Source organism: Kitasatospora sp. NPDC089913, from assembly GCF_044748625.1.
Taxonomy (GTDB): Bacteria; Actinomycetota; Actinomycetes; order Streptomycetales; family Streptomycetaceae; genus Kitasatospora.
In genome coordinates, this window is sequence record NZ_JBIVGI010000002.1 from 112,441 (window position 1) to 126,014 (window position 13,574).

A 13,574-nucleotide genomic window follows, 5' to 3' on the forward strand; every position below is an offset into this window, starting at 1 on the left:
CCCACCCCGCACGCACCCGGCCGCACACACCTGACCGCACACACCTGACCGCACGCACCCGGCCCGTCGACCGGTGACCGCCCCGCGCACCGATTGTGGTCGTACGGCAACCACCCGGTGCTGACACGGTGTCTGCTTCGTGATCGATTCAACACACTTCAGAACGGAATCCCCGTCAAGTAGCCTGCGCCCATGGTGCGCACCACGTCGTCGATCACCGTCGGCCGCGCCGCGGAGCTCGCTGTGCTCGGCGGCGCGCTGGCCGCTGCCCGGCAACGGGCCGGCGGAGCGGTCTTCCTGCTCGGCGAGGCCGGCATCGGCAAGTCCCGACTGGCCGGGGAATGCGCCTTCCACGCCTACGGACTGGGCCTGCCGGTGCTTCGCGGGCGCGGCAGTTCGACCGGCACCGTGACACCGTTCCGCCCGTTGATCGAGGCACTGTCCTCACGGTTCCGGGCCGCCGGTCCCCCCACCGACGCCGAACTCGCCCCCTACCGCCCCGCGCTCGCCCGACTCGTCCCCGAGTGGCGGGACGCCGCACCGGCGGCCGGCGCCTACCCGGAGACGGTGGTCGAACTGGCCGAGGCACTGCTCCGGCTGCTCGCGGTGCTCGGCCGCGACCAGGGCTGCGTGCTGCTGCTGGAGGACCTCCACGACACCGACGCCGAGACCGTCGCCGTCCTGGAGTACCTGGTCGACAACCTCGCCGGCCTCCCGGTCCTGCTGCTCGCGACCCTGCGGGCCGAACCGGGCCCGGCCCTGGAGCTGGTCCGGGCCGCCGAGCGCCGCCGCGCCGCGACCGTCGCCGAACTCCCGCCGCTGCCGCCCGCCGAGGTGGCCGCGCTGGCCGCCGCCATCCTGGAGGACGCCACCGGCGAACTCCCGGAACCCCTGGTCGAGCACCTCGTCGAACGGGGCGACGGCTGCCCGTACCTGATCGAGGAGCTCCTCTCCGACCTGCTGGTCCGGGGCGCCCTGCGGCGCGGCGAGGACGGCCGCTGGCTGCTGGCCGAGGGCTCCCGGCCCGGCGTGCCGAGCACCATCGTCCGCAGCTGGGGCCACCGGATCGACCAACTCGACCCCCAGGTACGGGAGCTGCTCCTGACCGCGGCCACCCTCGGCAGCCGGTTCTCGGTCACCACCGTCCAGCTGATCACCGGCTACGACGACCGGACCCTGTTCAGCCACCTCCGCTCGGCCTGCGAAGCCAACGTGATCGTGCCGGACGGCTCCGCACCCGACCGCTACGCCTTCCGGCACGCCCTGACCGCCGACGCCGTGACGGCGGCCCTCGCCCCCGCCGAACGGGCCGCCCTGGCCCGCCGGGCGGCCCGCGCCATCGTTCGCGCCGACCCCGAACTCGCCGACGAACGACGCCAGTTGGTCGCCTCCCTACTGCTGCTGAGCGGCGACCGGGCGGGCGCGGCCGTGCACTTCGCGGAAGCCGGCCGACGAGTGCTGGAGGCCGGCGCGGCCGGCTCCGCCGTGGTCCTGCTGGAACGCGCGCACGAACTCGCCTCCGACGCCGAACGGCCCTGCGTCACCGAGCGACTGCTCCCGGCACTGGCCGAATCCGGGCAGCTGGACCGGGCGTTCGAACTCGTCCGCACCCTGCCGCCGGTCCCGCAGCCCGCGACCGCCGCGTCCGGCCCCGGTTCCGGTTCTGGTCCCGGCGAGGGGCGGGGGTCGCTCCCGACCCCGGCCGTGGAGCGCCGGATCGAGCTGCACACCCGGCTCGCCTGGGCCGCCGTGATGGCCGAGCGCGGCGCCGACGCGGTGGCCCAGGTCGCCGCCGCCCGGGCCCTCACCGCGGGCCGCCCGCGCCCCGAACAGGACGCCGCGCTGGCGGTGGTCGAGGGCCACCTCGCCCTGCTCCCGGACCACACCCCGGACCCGGCCGACGACGGCGGGAACGGCAACGGGAACGGGAACGACAACGGCGACACCGGGGACGGCCGGGAAGTCGCCGCCCCCACCGCCGCCCGCCTCGCCGAGGCCGAACGCCGCGCCCGCCGCGCCGCCGAAGTGGCCGAACACGCCGGCCTCCCCGTGGTCGCCTGCCAGGCCTGGCAGCTGCTCGCCCTCCTCGCCCGCGAACAGGGCTTCGACGCCGCCGACGCCTGCCTGGAACGCATGCTGGCCGTCGCCGAGGCCAACGCCCTCCCCGTCTGGCGGGTCGAGGCGATGCTCCGGCTCGGCGCCAACGCCTTCATGCGCACCGGCGACGGCACCCGCCTGGAACGCGCCCGGGAGGCCGCCGCCGGACTCGGCGCGATCGTCCTCACCCAGACCCTCGACGGGCTGCTCGCGATGAACGCGGTGATGCGCGGCGAGTGGCACACCGCCCGCACCACCGTCGACCGCTGCCTCGACGCCACCGCCCGGCTGCACAACCTGGCCGCCCACCGCTACCTGCTGCTCTCCTCCGCCACCCTCGCCGCACACCTCGGCCGCACCCGGGAGATGGAGCACGAACTCGCCCGGTTCCGCCAGGCCGGCGGCGAGGATTCCTTCCTGACACCGCTGCGCTACGGGCTGTGCCGGGCGGTCGGCGCCCTGCTGGCCGAGGACCGCCCCGGCGCCCGCGCCGAACTCGCCGCCGGACTGGCCTGGGAGGAGGAACACCCCAGCGTGTTCTACCTCGCGGGCCGGCACGGCCTGCACCCGCTGCTGGAGGTGGTCGAGGGCCGCTGGGACCGCGCCGCACTCGACCGGGCCGCCGCCGTACCCGCCGCCGAACTGGCCTGGAACCGCCAGTTCCTGCGGTTCGCGGACGCGGTGCTGCTGGGCCGCGAGGGCCGCCCCGACGAAGCCGCCCGCGCGGTCGCCGGGACCGGCCCGGACGCCGCGTCCTTCCCCCTCGCCCACCACCTCGCACTGCGGCTCGCCGCCGAGGCGGCGCTCACCGACGGCTGGGGCGACCCGGTCGCCTGGCTGCGCACCGCCGAGGAGTACTTCCACCAGTTGGAGGTCCAGCCGGTGGCCGCCGCCTGCCGGACCCTGCTGCGCCGGGCCGGCGCCAGCGTCGCCCAGCACCGCGGCGGCCGCGACGCGGTCCCGGCCGGACTGCGCACCTGCGGGGTGACGGTCCGCGAGTACGAGGTGCTCGTCCTGCTCGCCGACCGCCCGGGCAACCAGGAACTGGCCCGCAAGCTCTCCATCTCACCGCGCACGGTGGAGAAGCACCTGGCCAGCCTCCTGGCCAAGACCGGCCACCCGGACCGCGCCGCCCTCTGCGCCCTCGCCACCGACCTCCACACCGGCGCCTGACCGGCACCCCGCCCGGCCCCGGACGGCCGGGGCCGGGTGCCGACCCCGGTCCCGGTCCCGGTCCCGATCCCCTAGACGGTGAGCCGGGCGATCGCGCCGAGCTCCAGGGCGACGTGCACGGTGCCGTCCGGGGTGACGGCGATGCCGTGCGGTTCGGTGGCCTCGCCGGCCTCACCGCCGCCCTCGCCGCCCTCGCCGCCGTCGAGCTCGTACCCGGTGTACACGCCGTCGGGCGTGAGGGAGCCGATCCGGCCGGCGGCCCACTCGGTGAACCAGAGCCGCCCGTCCGGGCCGGTGGTGACGGCGTGCGGGCGGGCCTCGCGCTCGGGCAGCGGGAACTCCGTCACCTCGCCGTCCACGGTGATCCGCCCCACCTGGCCGGCGCCGATCTCGACGAACCAGAGCGCGCCGTCCGGACCCGCCGTGATGCCGACCGGGGCGGCACCCTCGGTGGGCAGCGGGTGCACGGCGGTCTCGCCGTCGACCGTGATCCGGCCGATCGCGTTGCCCTGGTTGAGGGTGAACCAGAGCGCACCGTCCGCGCCGGCGGCGATCATCGAGGGAAAGCCTCCGGCGACCGGCAGCGGGTACTCGGTGACCTCGCCGTCCACCGTGATCCGCCCGATCCGGTCGGCGTTCATCTCGGTGAACCACAGCGCGCCGTCGGGGCCCGCCGCGATGCCGTACGGCCCGCAGTCCACGGTGGGCAGCGCGAAGGAGACCGCCTCGCCGTCGACGGTGATCCGGCCGATCCGGTGGTCCCGCATCCGGGTGAACCAGAGCGCGCCGTCCGGGCCCGCCGCGATCACCGCGGGGCCGCAGTCCTTCGAGTCGAGCGGGAAGCGGCTCACCGTCCCGTCCACCGCCAGCCGCCCTATGCCCCCGGCGTGCACCAGGGTGAACCACACCCCGCCGTCGGCCCCGAGCGCCACCCCGTACGGCCCGGCCGCACCGTCCGACACCACGACCCGTTCGATCGTCATCAGTCGCCCCGTTCATCACTCTTGACACTTCGACAACAAAACCGTGCGCGAAGCACTCTCCCCCACCCTCCCCGCCGGGGGCAAACCCACGGCTCACCGCCGATTGTCGGTGGGGTGGCCTAACGTCCTCGGCATGGGCATCTATCTGGTGAGTGTCGAGGCCGACGACTGGCGCGACGAGGAAGTCCTCGGGCCGGTGGCCCAGGAACTGGACACGGTCCTGGCCGGGCGCGGGCTGCCGCCGTTCGCCTGCCCGCCCGTGACGGAGTTCCGGGCCGGGTCGGGGCGGCACTTCGAGGTGAAGCTGAACCGGCCGATCAGCGGGTTCGAGGCGTTCTGCCGGGAGCTGGGCGACGGCACCGTGGAGGCCCTGCTCGGCTGGGACGTGCTGATCCCGGTGGAGCTGGAGGCGCCGGTCCTGCTGCCGGTGGAGTGTTCCTACAACGACATGACGGCGGTCGGCGACGCGCACCGGGCACTCGCGGCCGCCCGTCGGCTGGCCGAGCTGCTGGCACTGCCGGCCGGCATACCCGAGCACTGCGACAACCTGGAGATCAACGGCTGGTTCGAGGAGCACGCGGCCGCCGCGGCCGCCGCCTCCCCGGGCCCCTGGACGGAGGACCTGGACATCGCCTTCCACGCCGCGCTCTTCCTGCGCGCCGCCGAGTACAGCCTGCGCCGCGGCCGCCCGCTGTCCTACTCCTGACGCCCGCCGGCGACCGGACCGGCGGTCGGACCGGCCGACAGGCCCGCTGCCGGCCCCGCCGCCGCGGTCCCGCCGTTCCGGTCGCCGCGACGACCCCGCCCGGGATCGCCGCGCAGCACGGACACCACACCGAGCCCGGCGGCGCAGATCGGCACGGCCAACAGGGCGCCGATGATGCCGGCGATCCCCGCGCCCGCCACCACCGCGACCATGATGGTGCCCGGGTGGAGTTCCACGGTGCGGCTCTGGATCAGCGGCTGGAGCACGTTGCCCTCGACGGCCTGCACGGCGACGACGATGCCGAGCGCCCACAGGGCCGTGCCGAGGCCACCGTCGGCGAGGGCGACCAGGACGGCGACCGCGCCGGAGAGGAAGGCCCCGACGAACGGGATGTAGGCGCCCATGAACACCAGCGCGCCGAGTCCGGGCGCGCCGGGGACACCGAGGACCAGCAGTCCGACGGTGATGAAGAGGGCGTCGATCAGGGCGATCAGGGTGGTGCCGCGCATGAAGCCGGCCATCGCCTCGAAGGCGCGCTCCGCGCACAGCACGACGGTCCGCGCGCTGCGGGCGGGCAGGTACGCGTGGACGACCTCACCGGTGCGGTGGCCGTCCCGCAGGAAGAAGAAGACCAGGGCGAGGGCCAGCACGCCGCCGGTGGCGATCTGGGTGGCCAGGCCGAGGCCGGAGAGCACGCCGTCGGTGACGGTCGAGACGAGCGAGTTGGTCTCGCCCTGGGCGTTGGCCAGCGCGTGCCGGATCTTCTCGCCGACGGGTCCGAGCCAGTCGGCGATCCGGTTGCCCGCCTCCGGGAGCGCGTGGGCGATCTGCGGGGCGCTGTGCACCAGTGAGTTCACGAGCAGGGCGATCACCCCGCCGACGGCGGCGACCAGGACGGCGCAGGTCAGCCCGGCGGCGAGCGAGCGGCTGATCCCGCGCCGGACCATCCACGGCATCACCGGCTGGAGCAGCGAGGTGCCGAGCAGCGCCAGGATGACCGGCACGGTCGCGGCCCGCAGTTCGACCAGGGCGAAGACGATCAGCGAGGCGACGGTGATGAGCAGCACGACCGCCGCGGACCAGGCGGCGGCCGCCCGGAGCGGGGGCGGCAGCATGAGGTAGGGGCGGCGGTGGTCGACCGGCCTCGGCTCGGGTGGGTTCTCGCCCGGCATCCGTTCCTCCCGTCGTCCGCCTTCCGCCCCGGTCGGGCGATCGGTCCAGGTCTGCCCCATCCCAACAGATGATCAGATCGAACGCGCGTTGTGCGCCCGCCGCCCGGGGGCTGGACCGATTGAAGCCAGCCCCCCGGGTGCGGGTACAGAGCACTCGCCGTCGGACCACCCCAATGAGTCACCCCACCGCGAACGGCCGTCCGGATACCGGACGCCAGCACGACCGCCGCTCCGCACGGCCCTGCTCGCCGCTACCCCGCGGCCTCGAAACGGACCTCGCCGTCGCCGCCCGCGAAGGCGAGCACCCGTTCGGCCTCGGCCAGGGCGGCGCGCCGGTCCGACGGGTCCAGCGGCGCACCGAACGGGCGGACCGTCAGCGAGCGGGCGCCGGACCGCTCCTCGGCCAGCCGCCAGCTGCCGGCCACCAGGCCGTCCACCAGCAGGGAGCCGAGCACCATGCCGTTCTGGGTCATCACCCGGGGCCGGTACTCCTCCGGCAGCACCCGGGTGCGGTCGGCGTGCGACAGCAGCAGGTTGTCGAACGGGGCGACCAGCCGGACCGGGGCCGGGGTGTCCGGGTCCGGCCGGGGTGCCTCGGGCAGGTCGTGGAGCAGTCGGCCCTGCTCGTCGCGGAAGGTGACCAGGCGGGGGGCGAGCCGCTCCAGGACCGGGGCGAGTCTGCTGAGGCCGCACCACTTCTGCAGGTCGGCGGCGGTGGCCGGGCCGAAGGCGGCCAGGTAGCGCAGGGCGAGGTCGTCGAGCGAGGGCTCGGGGTCGAGCGGCCGGCCCAGCCAGGCCTCGGCGGTGGTGTGGGCGGCGGGTCCGCCACGGCCCCAGACGCCGCGCGGCGGGACCTGCACCAGCGGGAGCAGGGCCCGCGCGGCCTGGGCGAGCGCGGCCGGGTCGCGGTCGGGGCGGGTGGCGGCGAGTTCGGTGCCGAGCGACTGGAAGGTGTGCGGCTCCGTGTCGACCAGGACGCGGGCCTCGGCGGCGAGCGCGTCGAGGTCGAGACCGACCAGCCACTTGCCGAAGGCGGCGCGCAGGCCCTTGTCGAGCACCGGCTGCAGCAGCGGGCGCAGGGTCAGGCAGTCCTCGGCGGTGACCAGGTGGATGGTGCCGCGCTGGAGGGCGATCCGCACGACCCGGCGGCTCTCGATCAGCTCGCTGAGGGCCTCGGGGGCGAAGCCGTCGAGGCGGGAGAGCAGACCGAGGTAGGGCGGCTGCGGGGCGGCCTGGGCCTGGAGGCCGCCGAGGTGCTCGATCATGGCGATCGGGGTGGCGGCGGTCCGCTCCAGCAGGTGCTGGCGGGCGAGCAGCGCCCGTCCGAGCGCCCGCCGCCCCAGCACTCCGCCCTCGGCCGCCGCGCCGTCGCCCCGCTCCCGCGCACCCGTCGGGCTCACCGGCGGCCGTCCAGGACGGCGCGCAGCAGGGCGATCCGGTTGGTGGTGATCGAGTCGACGCCGGCCGCGCCCAGCTTGCGCATGGTGCGGCGCAGGTCGGCGGTCCAGGTGGAGACCTCCAGCCCGGCCCGGTGGGCGGCGGCGGTGAACTCGGGGCTGGCGAGGCCGAACGGCGGGTTGATCCAGCGGGGGCGCAGATCGTCGAGCAGGGCGCGGGCGGGCAGCCGGGGCTGCTTCCAGGTGAGGGCGATCTCGGCCTCGGGGGCGAGTGCCCGGACGGCCAGCATGGCGGTGGCCGGGCCGCAGAAGCCCACCCGCCGCTCGGCGCCGAGGCCGACGACCACCTCCCAGGTGGCGGCGACCGGGCCGGCGTCGTCGAGGTCGAGGAGCAGCCGGCCGCCGGGGGTCTCGGCGGCGGTCTTGAGCGCCTCGGCGAGGGTGGGGACGCGGTGGCGGCCGCCGCCGATCCCGTCGAGCTGCTCGGCGGTGAGCCGGGAGAGCGGGCGCGGGTCGTCCCAGAGCCGCTCGAGGGTGGCGTCGTGCAGCAGGACGGGGACCCGGTCGCGGGTCAGCCGGACGTCCACCTCGACGGCGTCGGCGCCGGCCGCGAACGCGGACTCGACGGAGGGGAGGGTGTTCTCGCGGTGGCGGTAGGGGTCGCCGCGGTGGGCGACGGCGAGCACGGGGCGGCGGGCGGCGGAAGCGGTCATCGGTCCGTTCATCGTTCGGCTCGTCGGTGGGCTGGTCGGTGGACTTGTCGATGGGCTGGTCGGTGGGCTGGTCGGTGGGAGCGTCAGGAGACTCGTCGGTGGGAGCGTCAAGGGGCTTGTGGGGGGGCTCGTCGGGGAGCCGGCAGGTGGACCCGTCGGCCGGAGGGGCGGTCGCGGACGCCCGGTCAGCGGATTCTCCTGGTGAGCCAGGGCGTCAGGGTGAGCGCGGTGACGGGCTCGCGGTAGCTCGGCTCCCCCGGCACGGTGACGATCATGGTGCACGAGGGCGGGAAGACACGTTGCCGGACGTGGACCAGGCCGGTCCAGACGGAGTTCAGGAAGGCCGGGACGCTGTCGCGGGGCACGTCGAACGGCACGTGCTCCACGGTGACGAGGGCCTCGTCGTGGACGAAGAGCCGAACGGTGACCTCGGGCGGACCGGCGATCTCGACCAGTGCCTCGTGCGGTATCGCGGCGAGTTCGTCCGCACCCGCGCCCGCGGCGTCGGTGCCGACCAGTCCGGCGAAGGTCCGGTCCCGGCCGATGTCGTGGGTGGTGCTCACCTCGCGGGCGTGCCGGGCGGCCATCGCCTCGACCGCCAGGACGGCGCTCTGGGTGGAGGGCAGCGGGGGGTGGGGCATCGGGCGGTCCTCTCGTCGGCGGGCGCGGGCTCGACCTCGGGCGCGGGTTCGATGTCGGGTTCAGGCTCGAGCGGTCGGGGCCGATGACCCGGGGGCCAGTGACTCGGCAGCGGTGATGCGGCCCCGCCCACCCCGCCCCGGTCGCCCGGCCCGGTCGATCATCGTCGTTCGATCATCACATTGGTCGATTTGATGACAGCAGTCGCGGGTGCTCCGGGCACCAGCTCCAGTTCCTCCGCCGACTCCCGGCTGATCAGCGACACCACGCGGAAGGGCCCGGCCTGGATCTCCACCTGGGCGGCGACGTCGCCCAGCACCACGGCGGTGACGATGCCCGGGAAGCGGTTGCGGGCCGAGGAAGGACGACCCTCGGCCGCGGCGGTCTCCGGGCGGGCCAGCTCACGCGCGAAGGCGGCCAGTCGGGCGCCCGCGATGATCCGGTGGCCGTGCTCGTCGCGCTCGGCGGCGACCCGGCCGGCGTCCACCCAGCGGCGCATGGTGTCGGCGCTCACGCCGAGCAGCGCGGCGGCCTCGCCGATCCGGTACGGGTTGGCCGGTGCCCCTGGGTGGCCCATGGTTGCGACTCCTGACGGTGGTTCGGACGGTCCGGCGGGCGCGCGGCCCGACGGGCGGACCGCTGATCGGGCCGACCGTCCGTCGGCCGGCCCGGGCCCGCCGCCCATCCTGCCGCACCGGGCACCCACCCCGTGAAGCCCCGGTCCGCGCCGGCCCCCACCTCACCCCCCGCCGCCCGCCCCCTCACCTCCGCTGCTCGCCTCCTCCTCGGCGTCGGCTCGAGCGCTCCTCCCGTCCTCCTCGCCCCCGCCGCTCTCCGGCCCCGCCCCCCGGAACACTTTGCAAAGTCCCGTCAACCTTGCGACGAAACACTTTGCAAAGTCGCATCGGAGCAGCTCAGCAGCACTTCGCAAGGCCCCGGCGGCCTTGCCCGAATGCACTTTGCAAAGTTCTGTCAACCCGGCTCCGGGGCACTTTGCAAAGTCCGCCCGGCCCGCCCGAAGAGGCACTTTGCAAAGTGGGGAACTTTGCAAAGTTTCGTCAACCCGCCCCGGCGCCCGCCGCTACGGCTCGCCGAAGAGGTCGCGGCGGACGGCGTCGCCGGCGGTGAGGACCGCGCCGCCGAGGATCGCGCCGCCGCCCGCCTCACCCGCGCGGACCTCGGTGCGCACCGGCGAGAGGGCGGCCAGCCGCCGTTCCACCCGGACGGCGAGCTCCTCCCCACCGGCCCGGCCGACCTCACCGCCCAGCACGACGCAGCCGGGGTCCAGGACGACGCAGATGGCCGAGGTGCCGAGCGCGATCCGCTCGGCCAGCTCGTCGAGGAAGGCCGCGCCGGGCCGCCCGTCGCCGAGCGACTCGAGGGCGGCGCGGACGGCGGCCTCGGCGGCCGCCGCGTCGTCGGCCGGGTCCGCGGGCAGGCCGTGGGCCCGGGCCAGCGCGCAGACCGCCGCACTGCCGACCAGACCGTGGAAGCCGCCCTCGCAGCCGGTGGCGGTGGGCAGCGCCGTGGTGCCGGGCACGGGCAGGAAGCAGATCTCGCCGGCGCCGCCGCCGACGCCGCGGCGCAGCCTGCCGTCCAGCACGACCGCGGCGCCGACGCTGTGGCCTAGCCAGACGAGGACGAAGTCGTCCCGTCCCCGGGCGGCGCCGGTCCGGTACTCGGCCCGCCCGGCGAGGTTGACCTCGTTCTCCAGGATCACCTCGGTGCCGGGCAGCTCGCGCAGGGCGGCGAGGAGGTCGGCGTGCCAGGCGGGAAGGTCGCCGGTGGACTGGAGCCGCCCGGTGGCGGGGTCGACCAGGCCGGGGGCGCCGACGGCGACGGTGTGCAGGTGCGGGACCTCGGCCCGGCGGGCGGTGTCGAGCAGGGTGCGGACGATCCGGTCGGCGGCGGCGCGGTGCGCGGCGGGGTCGGCGCCCGGGTCCTCGACCGCGAGGTCGGCGGCGGCCAGGGTCCGCCCGGCCAGGTCGGCGACGACCAGGGAGACCCCGCCGGAGCGGACGTCGAAGGCGGCGAGGTGGGCGCGGGAGGCGACCAGTGCGTAGAGGCGGGCGTTGGGGCCGCGCCGCTGCTCGCCGCGTTCGCCGACGACGGCGACCAGGCCGCTGCGGCCGAGCCGGTCGAGCAGGTCGGCGACGGTGGGCCGGGAGAGCCCGGTGAGGTCGCGCAGCTCGGTCGCCGTGAGGGGTCCTTGGTCGAGCAGCAGGTTGAGCGCCAGGCGGTCGTTGATCGCCCGGGCGGTGCTCGGGGTGGCCGTGCGCGCGGTGGTCATGGCCGCACATCCTTCCAGAGTCTTTCTATCAGGGTCCCTTCCTGATAATTTATCGAACCGTCGCCCGGCGCACCTTCCGGACCAGCGACCGGCCGGGCACAGCCCGCCGCCGCGACGCCGCCCGCTGACAAGCGCGGCCGTCGGCAGGACCATCGAAGCCACCGTCCACGGGGCACCGCCGCGGCACGCGGCGGGGAGGGAAGAACCGGATGACCACCAGCCCGACCACAGGCCCAGCTCCCCTGGGCACGCCGGACGCCGCCCGCCGGGCCCGCGTCGCCGTCGCCCTCGTCTTCGGCGTGCACGGCGCCGTCGGTGGCACCTTCGTCAGCCGGATCCCCTGGATCCAGCACCATCTGGGCCTCTCCCCCGGCCAGCTCGGACTGGCCCTGGTGATGCCGGCGATCGGCTCGTCCCTCGCCATGCCCCTGGCCGGCCGCTTCGTGCACCGCTGGGGCGGACGGGCCGCGGTGCGCGTCCTGCTCTCGCTCTGCTGCCTGAGCGTCGCCCTGCCCGTACTCGCACCCTCGCTGCCGGTGCTCTGCCTCGCCCTGCTGGCCTACGGGGCGACGGCCGGCATGTCCGACGTGGCGATGAACGCGCAGGGCGTGGAGATCGAGCAGCGGCTCGGCCGCTCGATCATGTCCGGGCTGCACGGCATGTGGAGCGCGGGCGGCCTGGTCGCCTCCGGCATCGGCATCCTCGCGGCCCACCGGTCCTTCGACCCGCGGCTCCAGCTCGCCGTGGCGGCCGTCCTGCTGCTGGCCCTCGCCCAGCCGGTCTGCGCCGCCCTGCCCGATCTGCGGGCGCCCGAGCAGGCCGAGGAGCCGCCGCGGTTCGCCCTGCCGCCGCGCAGTTCGCTGGTGATCGGCATGGTCGGCTTCTGCGCGGTCTTCGCCGAGGGCGCGTCGATGGACTGGAGCGGTGTCTACCTGCGCGACGTCACCGGCGCCTCGCCCACCGTGGCGGCCGCGGCGTACACGGCGTTCGCGCTCACCATGGCGGCCGGCCGGCTGGCCGGCGACGCGGTGATCGGCCGGATGGGCGCCGTCCGTGCGGCCCGGCTCAGCGGCGCCGTCGCCACGACCGGCGGTCTGCTGGTGGTCGTGGCGGACCGGCCCGCGCTCGCGATCCCCGGTTTCGCGCTGATCGGGATCGGCGTCGCCGTGGTCGTCCCGCTGGCCTTCGCGGCGGCGGGCCGGATCGGCGACAACCCGAGCCAGGCCATCGCAGGGGTCGCCACCGTCACCTACACCTCGGGGCTGATCGCACCCGCCATCGTCGGCGGCCTGGCCCAGGCGTCCTCGCTCACCGTCTCCTTCGGAGTGGTCACCGCGCTCTCGTTCGCCCTGCTGCTCGGGGCCGGCGCGCTGCGCCGGGCCGAGGGCGGCCGGACCCCGGGCGGCACGGCAGCGGCGGCCGCGGCGGGCGGTCCGGGCACCCGGGAACCGGTCGTCGGCGAACGGTCCGCGCGGGAAGCGGTGACCGGGGGCTCCGGGCCGAACGCCCCGGCGGGCTGACCCCGGGACCACCCGCGTTCACGGCCGGGCACGCACCCCGCGTGCCCGGCCTCCGCGCGCCCGAGGCCGGATCGGCCGGCGGGCTTCTAATCTTTCGTCACATCGCGTGCAACCTCTTCGGGCCGCCGGCCGTCGGTCACCTCGGCACCGCGTTCTCGAAGCCACCCATCGAGGGGAACCCCATGACCCGCCCTCGCTCCGCCGCCGCGCTCGCCGCCGGCGCCCTCACCCTCACTCTCGCCGCCGTCCTCGCGGCGCCGGCCACCGCCGCCCCCGCTCCCACCTCCGCGTCCCGGCCCGGCGGCCCCGCCGACCCCATCGGCTCCGCCCGCCCGAGCGGCTCCGCCACCACCGCGGCCGCAGCCGCCCTCGCCGCCACCGCCCCGATGACGGTCATCACCGCCAACCCCTCCGACACCCAGAAGTGCCTGGACGTCACCGGGCAGAGCACCGCCTCCGGCACCCTCGTCGAACAGTGGACCTGCAACGGCGGCACCAACCAGCAGTGGTACTGGACCGAGGCCGGCGAACTGGTCAGCGTGGCCAGCGGCAAGTGCCTGGACATCCCCCGGTTCAGCACCGACGGGGGCGTGCAGGCGATCATCTGGCCCTGCAACGGCGGCGCCAACCAGAAGTGGACCCAGACCCTCGTCCACCACGCCGGTGTCTACAACCTGACCAACGTCAACAGCGGCCTCAACCTGGACGTCCAGGGTGCTTCCCCGGCGGACGGCACCCCGGTGATCCAGTGGCCGCAGACCTACGGGCTCAACCAGTGGTGGTTCTACGGGTCCGTGCCCACCGCCCGGGGCTGAGCCCGGCCGCTCCGCCCTCCCCGTCCGCCCGGGACCACCCACGTCCCGGGCCGGCGGGCGACCCCGTTA

The 13,574-nt window shown here is 75.7% G+C and carries 11 protein-coding genes; 4 read left to right on the plus strand and 7 right to left on the minus strand.

Going from position 1 to position 13,574, the window contains the following annotated elements:
- The first annotated feature begins 195 nt into the window (after positions 1–195).
- Positions 196–3,270, plus strand: coding sequence for an AAA family ATPase (locus tag ACIPYS_RS04720; protein ID WP_400743950.1), 3,075 nt, complete (start codon positions 196–198; stop codon positions 3,268–3,270).
- A 71-nt stretch (positions 3,271–3,341) separates the two neighbouring features.
- Here ACIPYS_RS04720 and ACIPYS_RS04725 read toward each other — a convergent pair whose 3' ends face one another.
- A complete protein-coding gene (locus ACIPYS_RS04725) occupies positions 3,342–4,253 on the minus strand; it encodes a virginiamycin B lyase (protein WP_400743115.1) in 912 nt (303 codons plus the stop codon).
- A 133-nt stretch (positions 4,254–4,386) separates the two neighbouring features.
- On the opposite strand from ACIPYS_RS04725, the gene ACIPYS_RS04730 reads away from it, so the two are divergent.
- Positions 4,387–4,959, plus strand: coding sequence for a hypothetical protein (locus ACIPYS_RS04730; RefSeq protein ID WP_400743118.1), 573 nt, complete (start codon positions 4,387–4,389; stop codon positions 4,957–4,959).
- On the opposite strand, the gene ACIPYS_RS04735 is transcribed toward ACIPYS_RS04730, so the two are convergent.
- The 6 genes from ACIPYS_RS04735 to ACIPYS_RS04760 form a co-directional block, all read right to left on the minus strand.
- Positions 4,950–6,131, minus strand: coding sequence for an AI-2E family transporter (locus ACIPYS_RS04735; protein WP_400743120.1), 1,182 nt, complete (start codon positions 6,129–6,131; stop codon positions 4,950–4,952). The genes ACIPYS_RS04730 and ACIPYS_RS04735 overlap by 10 nt on opposite strands.
- Before the next feature lie 251 nt (positions 6,132–6,382).
- Positions 6,383–7,531: a winged helix DNA-binding domain-containing protein gene (locus tag ACIPYS_RS04740; RefSeq protein ID WP_400743122.1), complete on the minus strand. Its 1,149-nt coding sequence runs from the start codon at positions 7,529–7,531 to the stop codon at positions 6,383–6,385.
- Positions 7,528–8,241, minus strand: a complete 714-nt coding sequence (locus ACIPYS_RS04745) for a glycerophosphodiester phosphodiesterase (protein ID WP_093865341.1) — start codon at positions 8,239–8,241, stop codon at positions 7,528–7,530. The genes ACIPYS_RS04740 and ACIPYS_RS04745 overlap by 4 nt, the downstream gene beginning before the upstream one ends.
- A gap of 185 nt (positions 8,242–8,426) precedes the next feature.
- Entirely contained in the window at positions 8,427–8,882 is a 456-nt protein-coding gene (locus ACIPYS_RS04750) for a hypothetical protein (RefSeq protein WP_093863445.1), read from the minus strand.
- A 158-nt stretch (positions 8,883–9,040) separates the two neighbouring features.
- Positions 9,041–9,457, minus strand: a complete 417-nt coding sequence (locus ACIPYS_RS04755) for a molybdopterin-binding protein (RefSeq protein ID WP_400743127.1) — start codon at positions 9,455–9,457, stop codon at positions 9,041–9,043.
- Positions 9,458–9,961: 504 nt separating this feature from the next.
- Positions 9,962–11,170 carry an ROK family transcriptional regulator gene (locus tag ACIPYS_RS04760; protein WP_400743130.1) on the minus strand — a complete coding sequence of 403 codons (1,209 nt, stop codon included), beginning with the start codon at positions 11,168–11,170 and terminating at the stop codon, positions 9,962–9,964.
- Between the two features lie 209 nt (positions 11,171–11,379).
- Here ACIPYS_RS04760 and ACIPYS_RS04765 point away from each other — a divergent pair, with 209 nt between their 5' ends.
- Together ACIPYS_RS04765 and ACIPYS_RS04770 are read left to right on the plus strand one after the other, a co-directional pair.
- Positions 11,380–12,690: an MFS transporter gene (locus ACIPYS_RS04765; RefSeq protein WP_400743133.1), complete on the plus strand. Its 1,311-nt coding sequence runs from the start codon at positions 11,380–11,382 to the stop codon at positions 12,688–12,690.
- Positions 12,691–12,872: 182 nt separating this feature from the next.
- Positions 12,873–13,505, plus strand: coding sequence for an RICIN domain-containing protein (locus ACIPYS_RS04770; protein WP_400743136.1), 633 nt, complete (start codon positions 12,873–12,875; stop codon positions 13,503–13,505).
- The last annotated feature ends 69 nt before the right edge of the window (positions 13,506–13,574 follow it).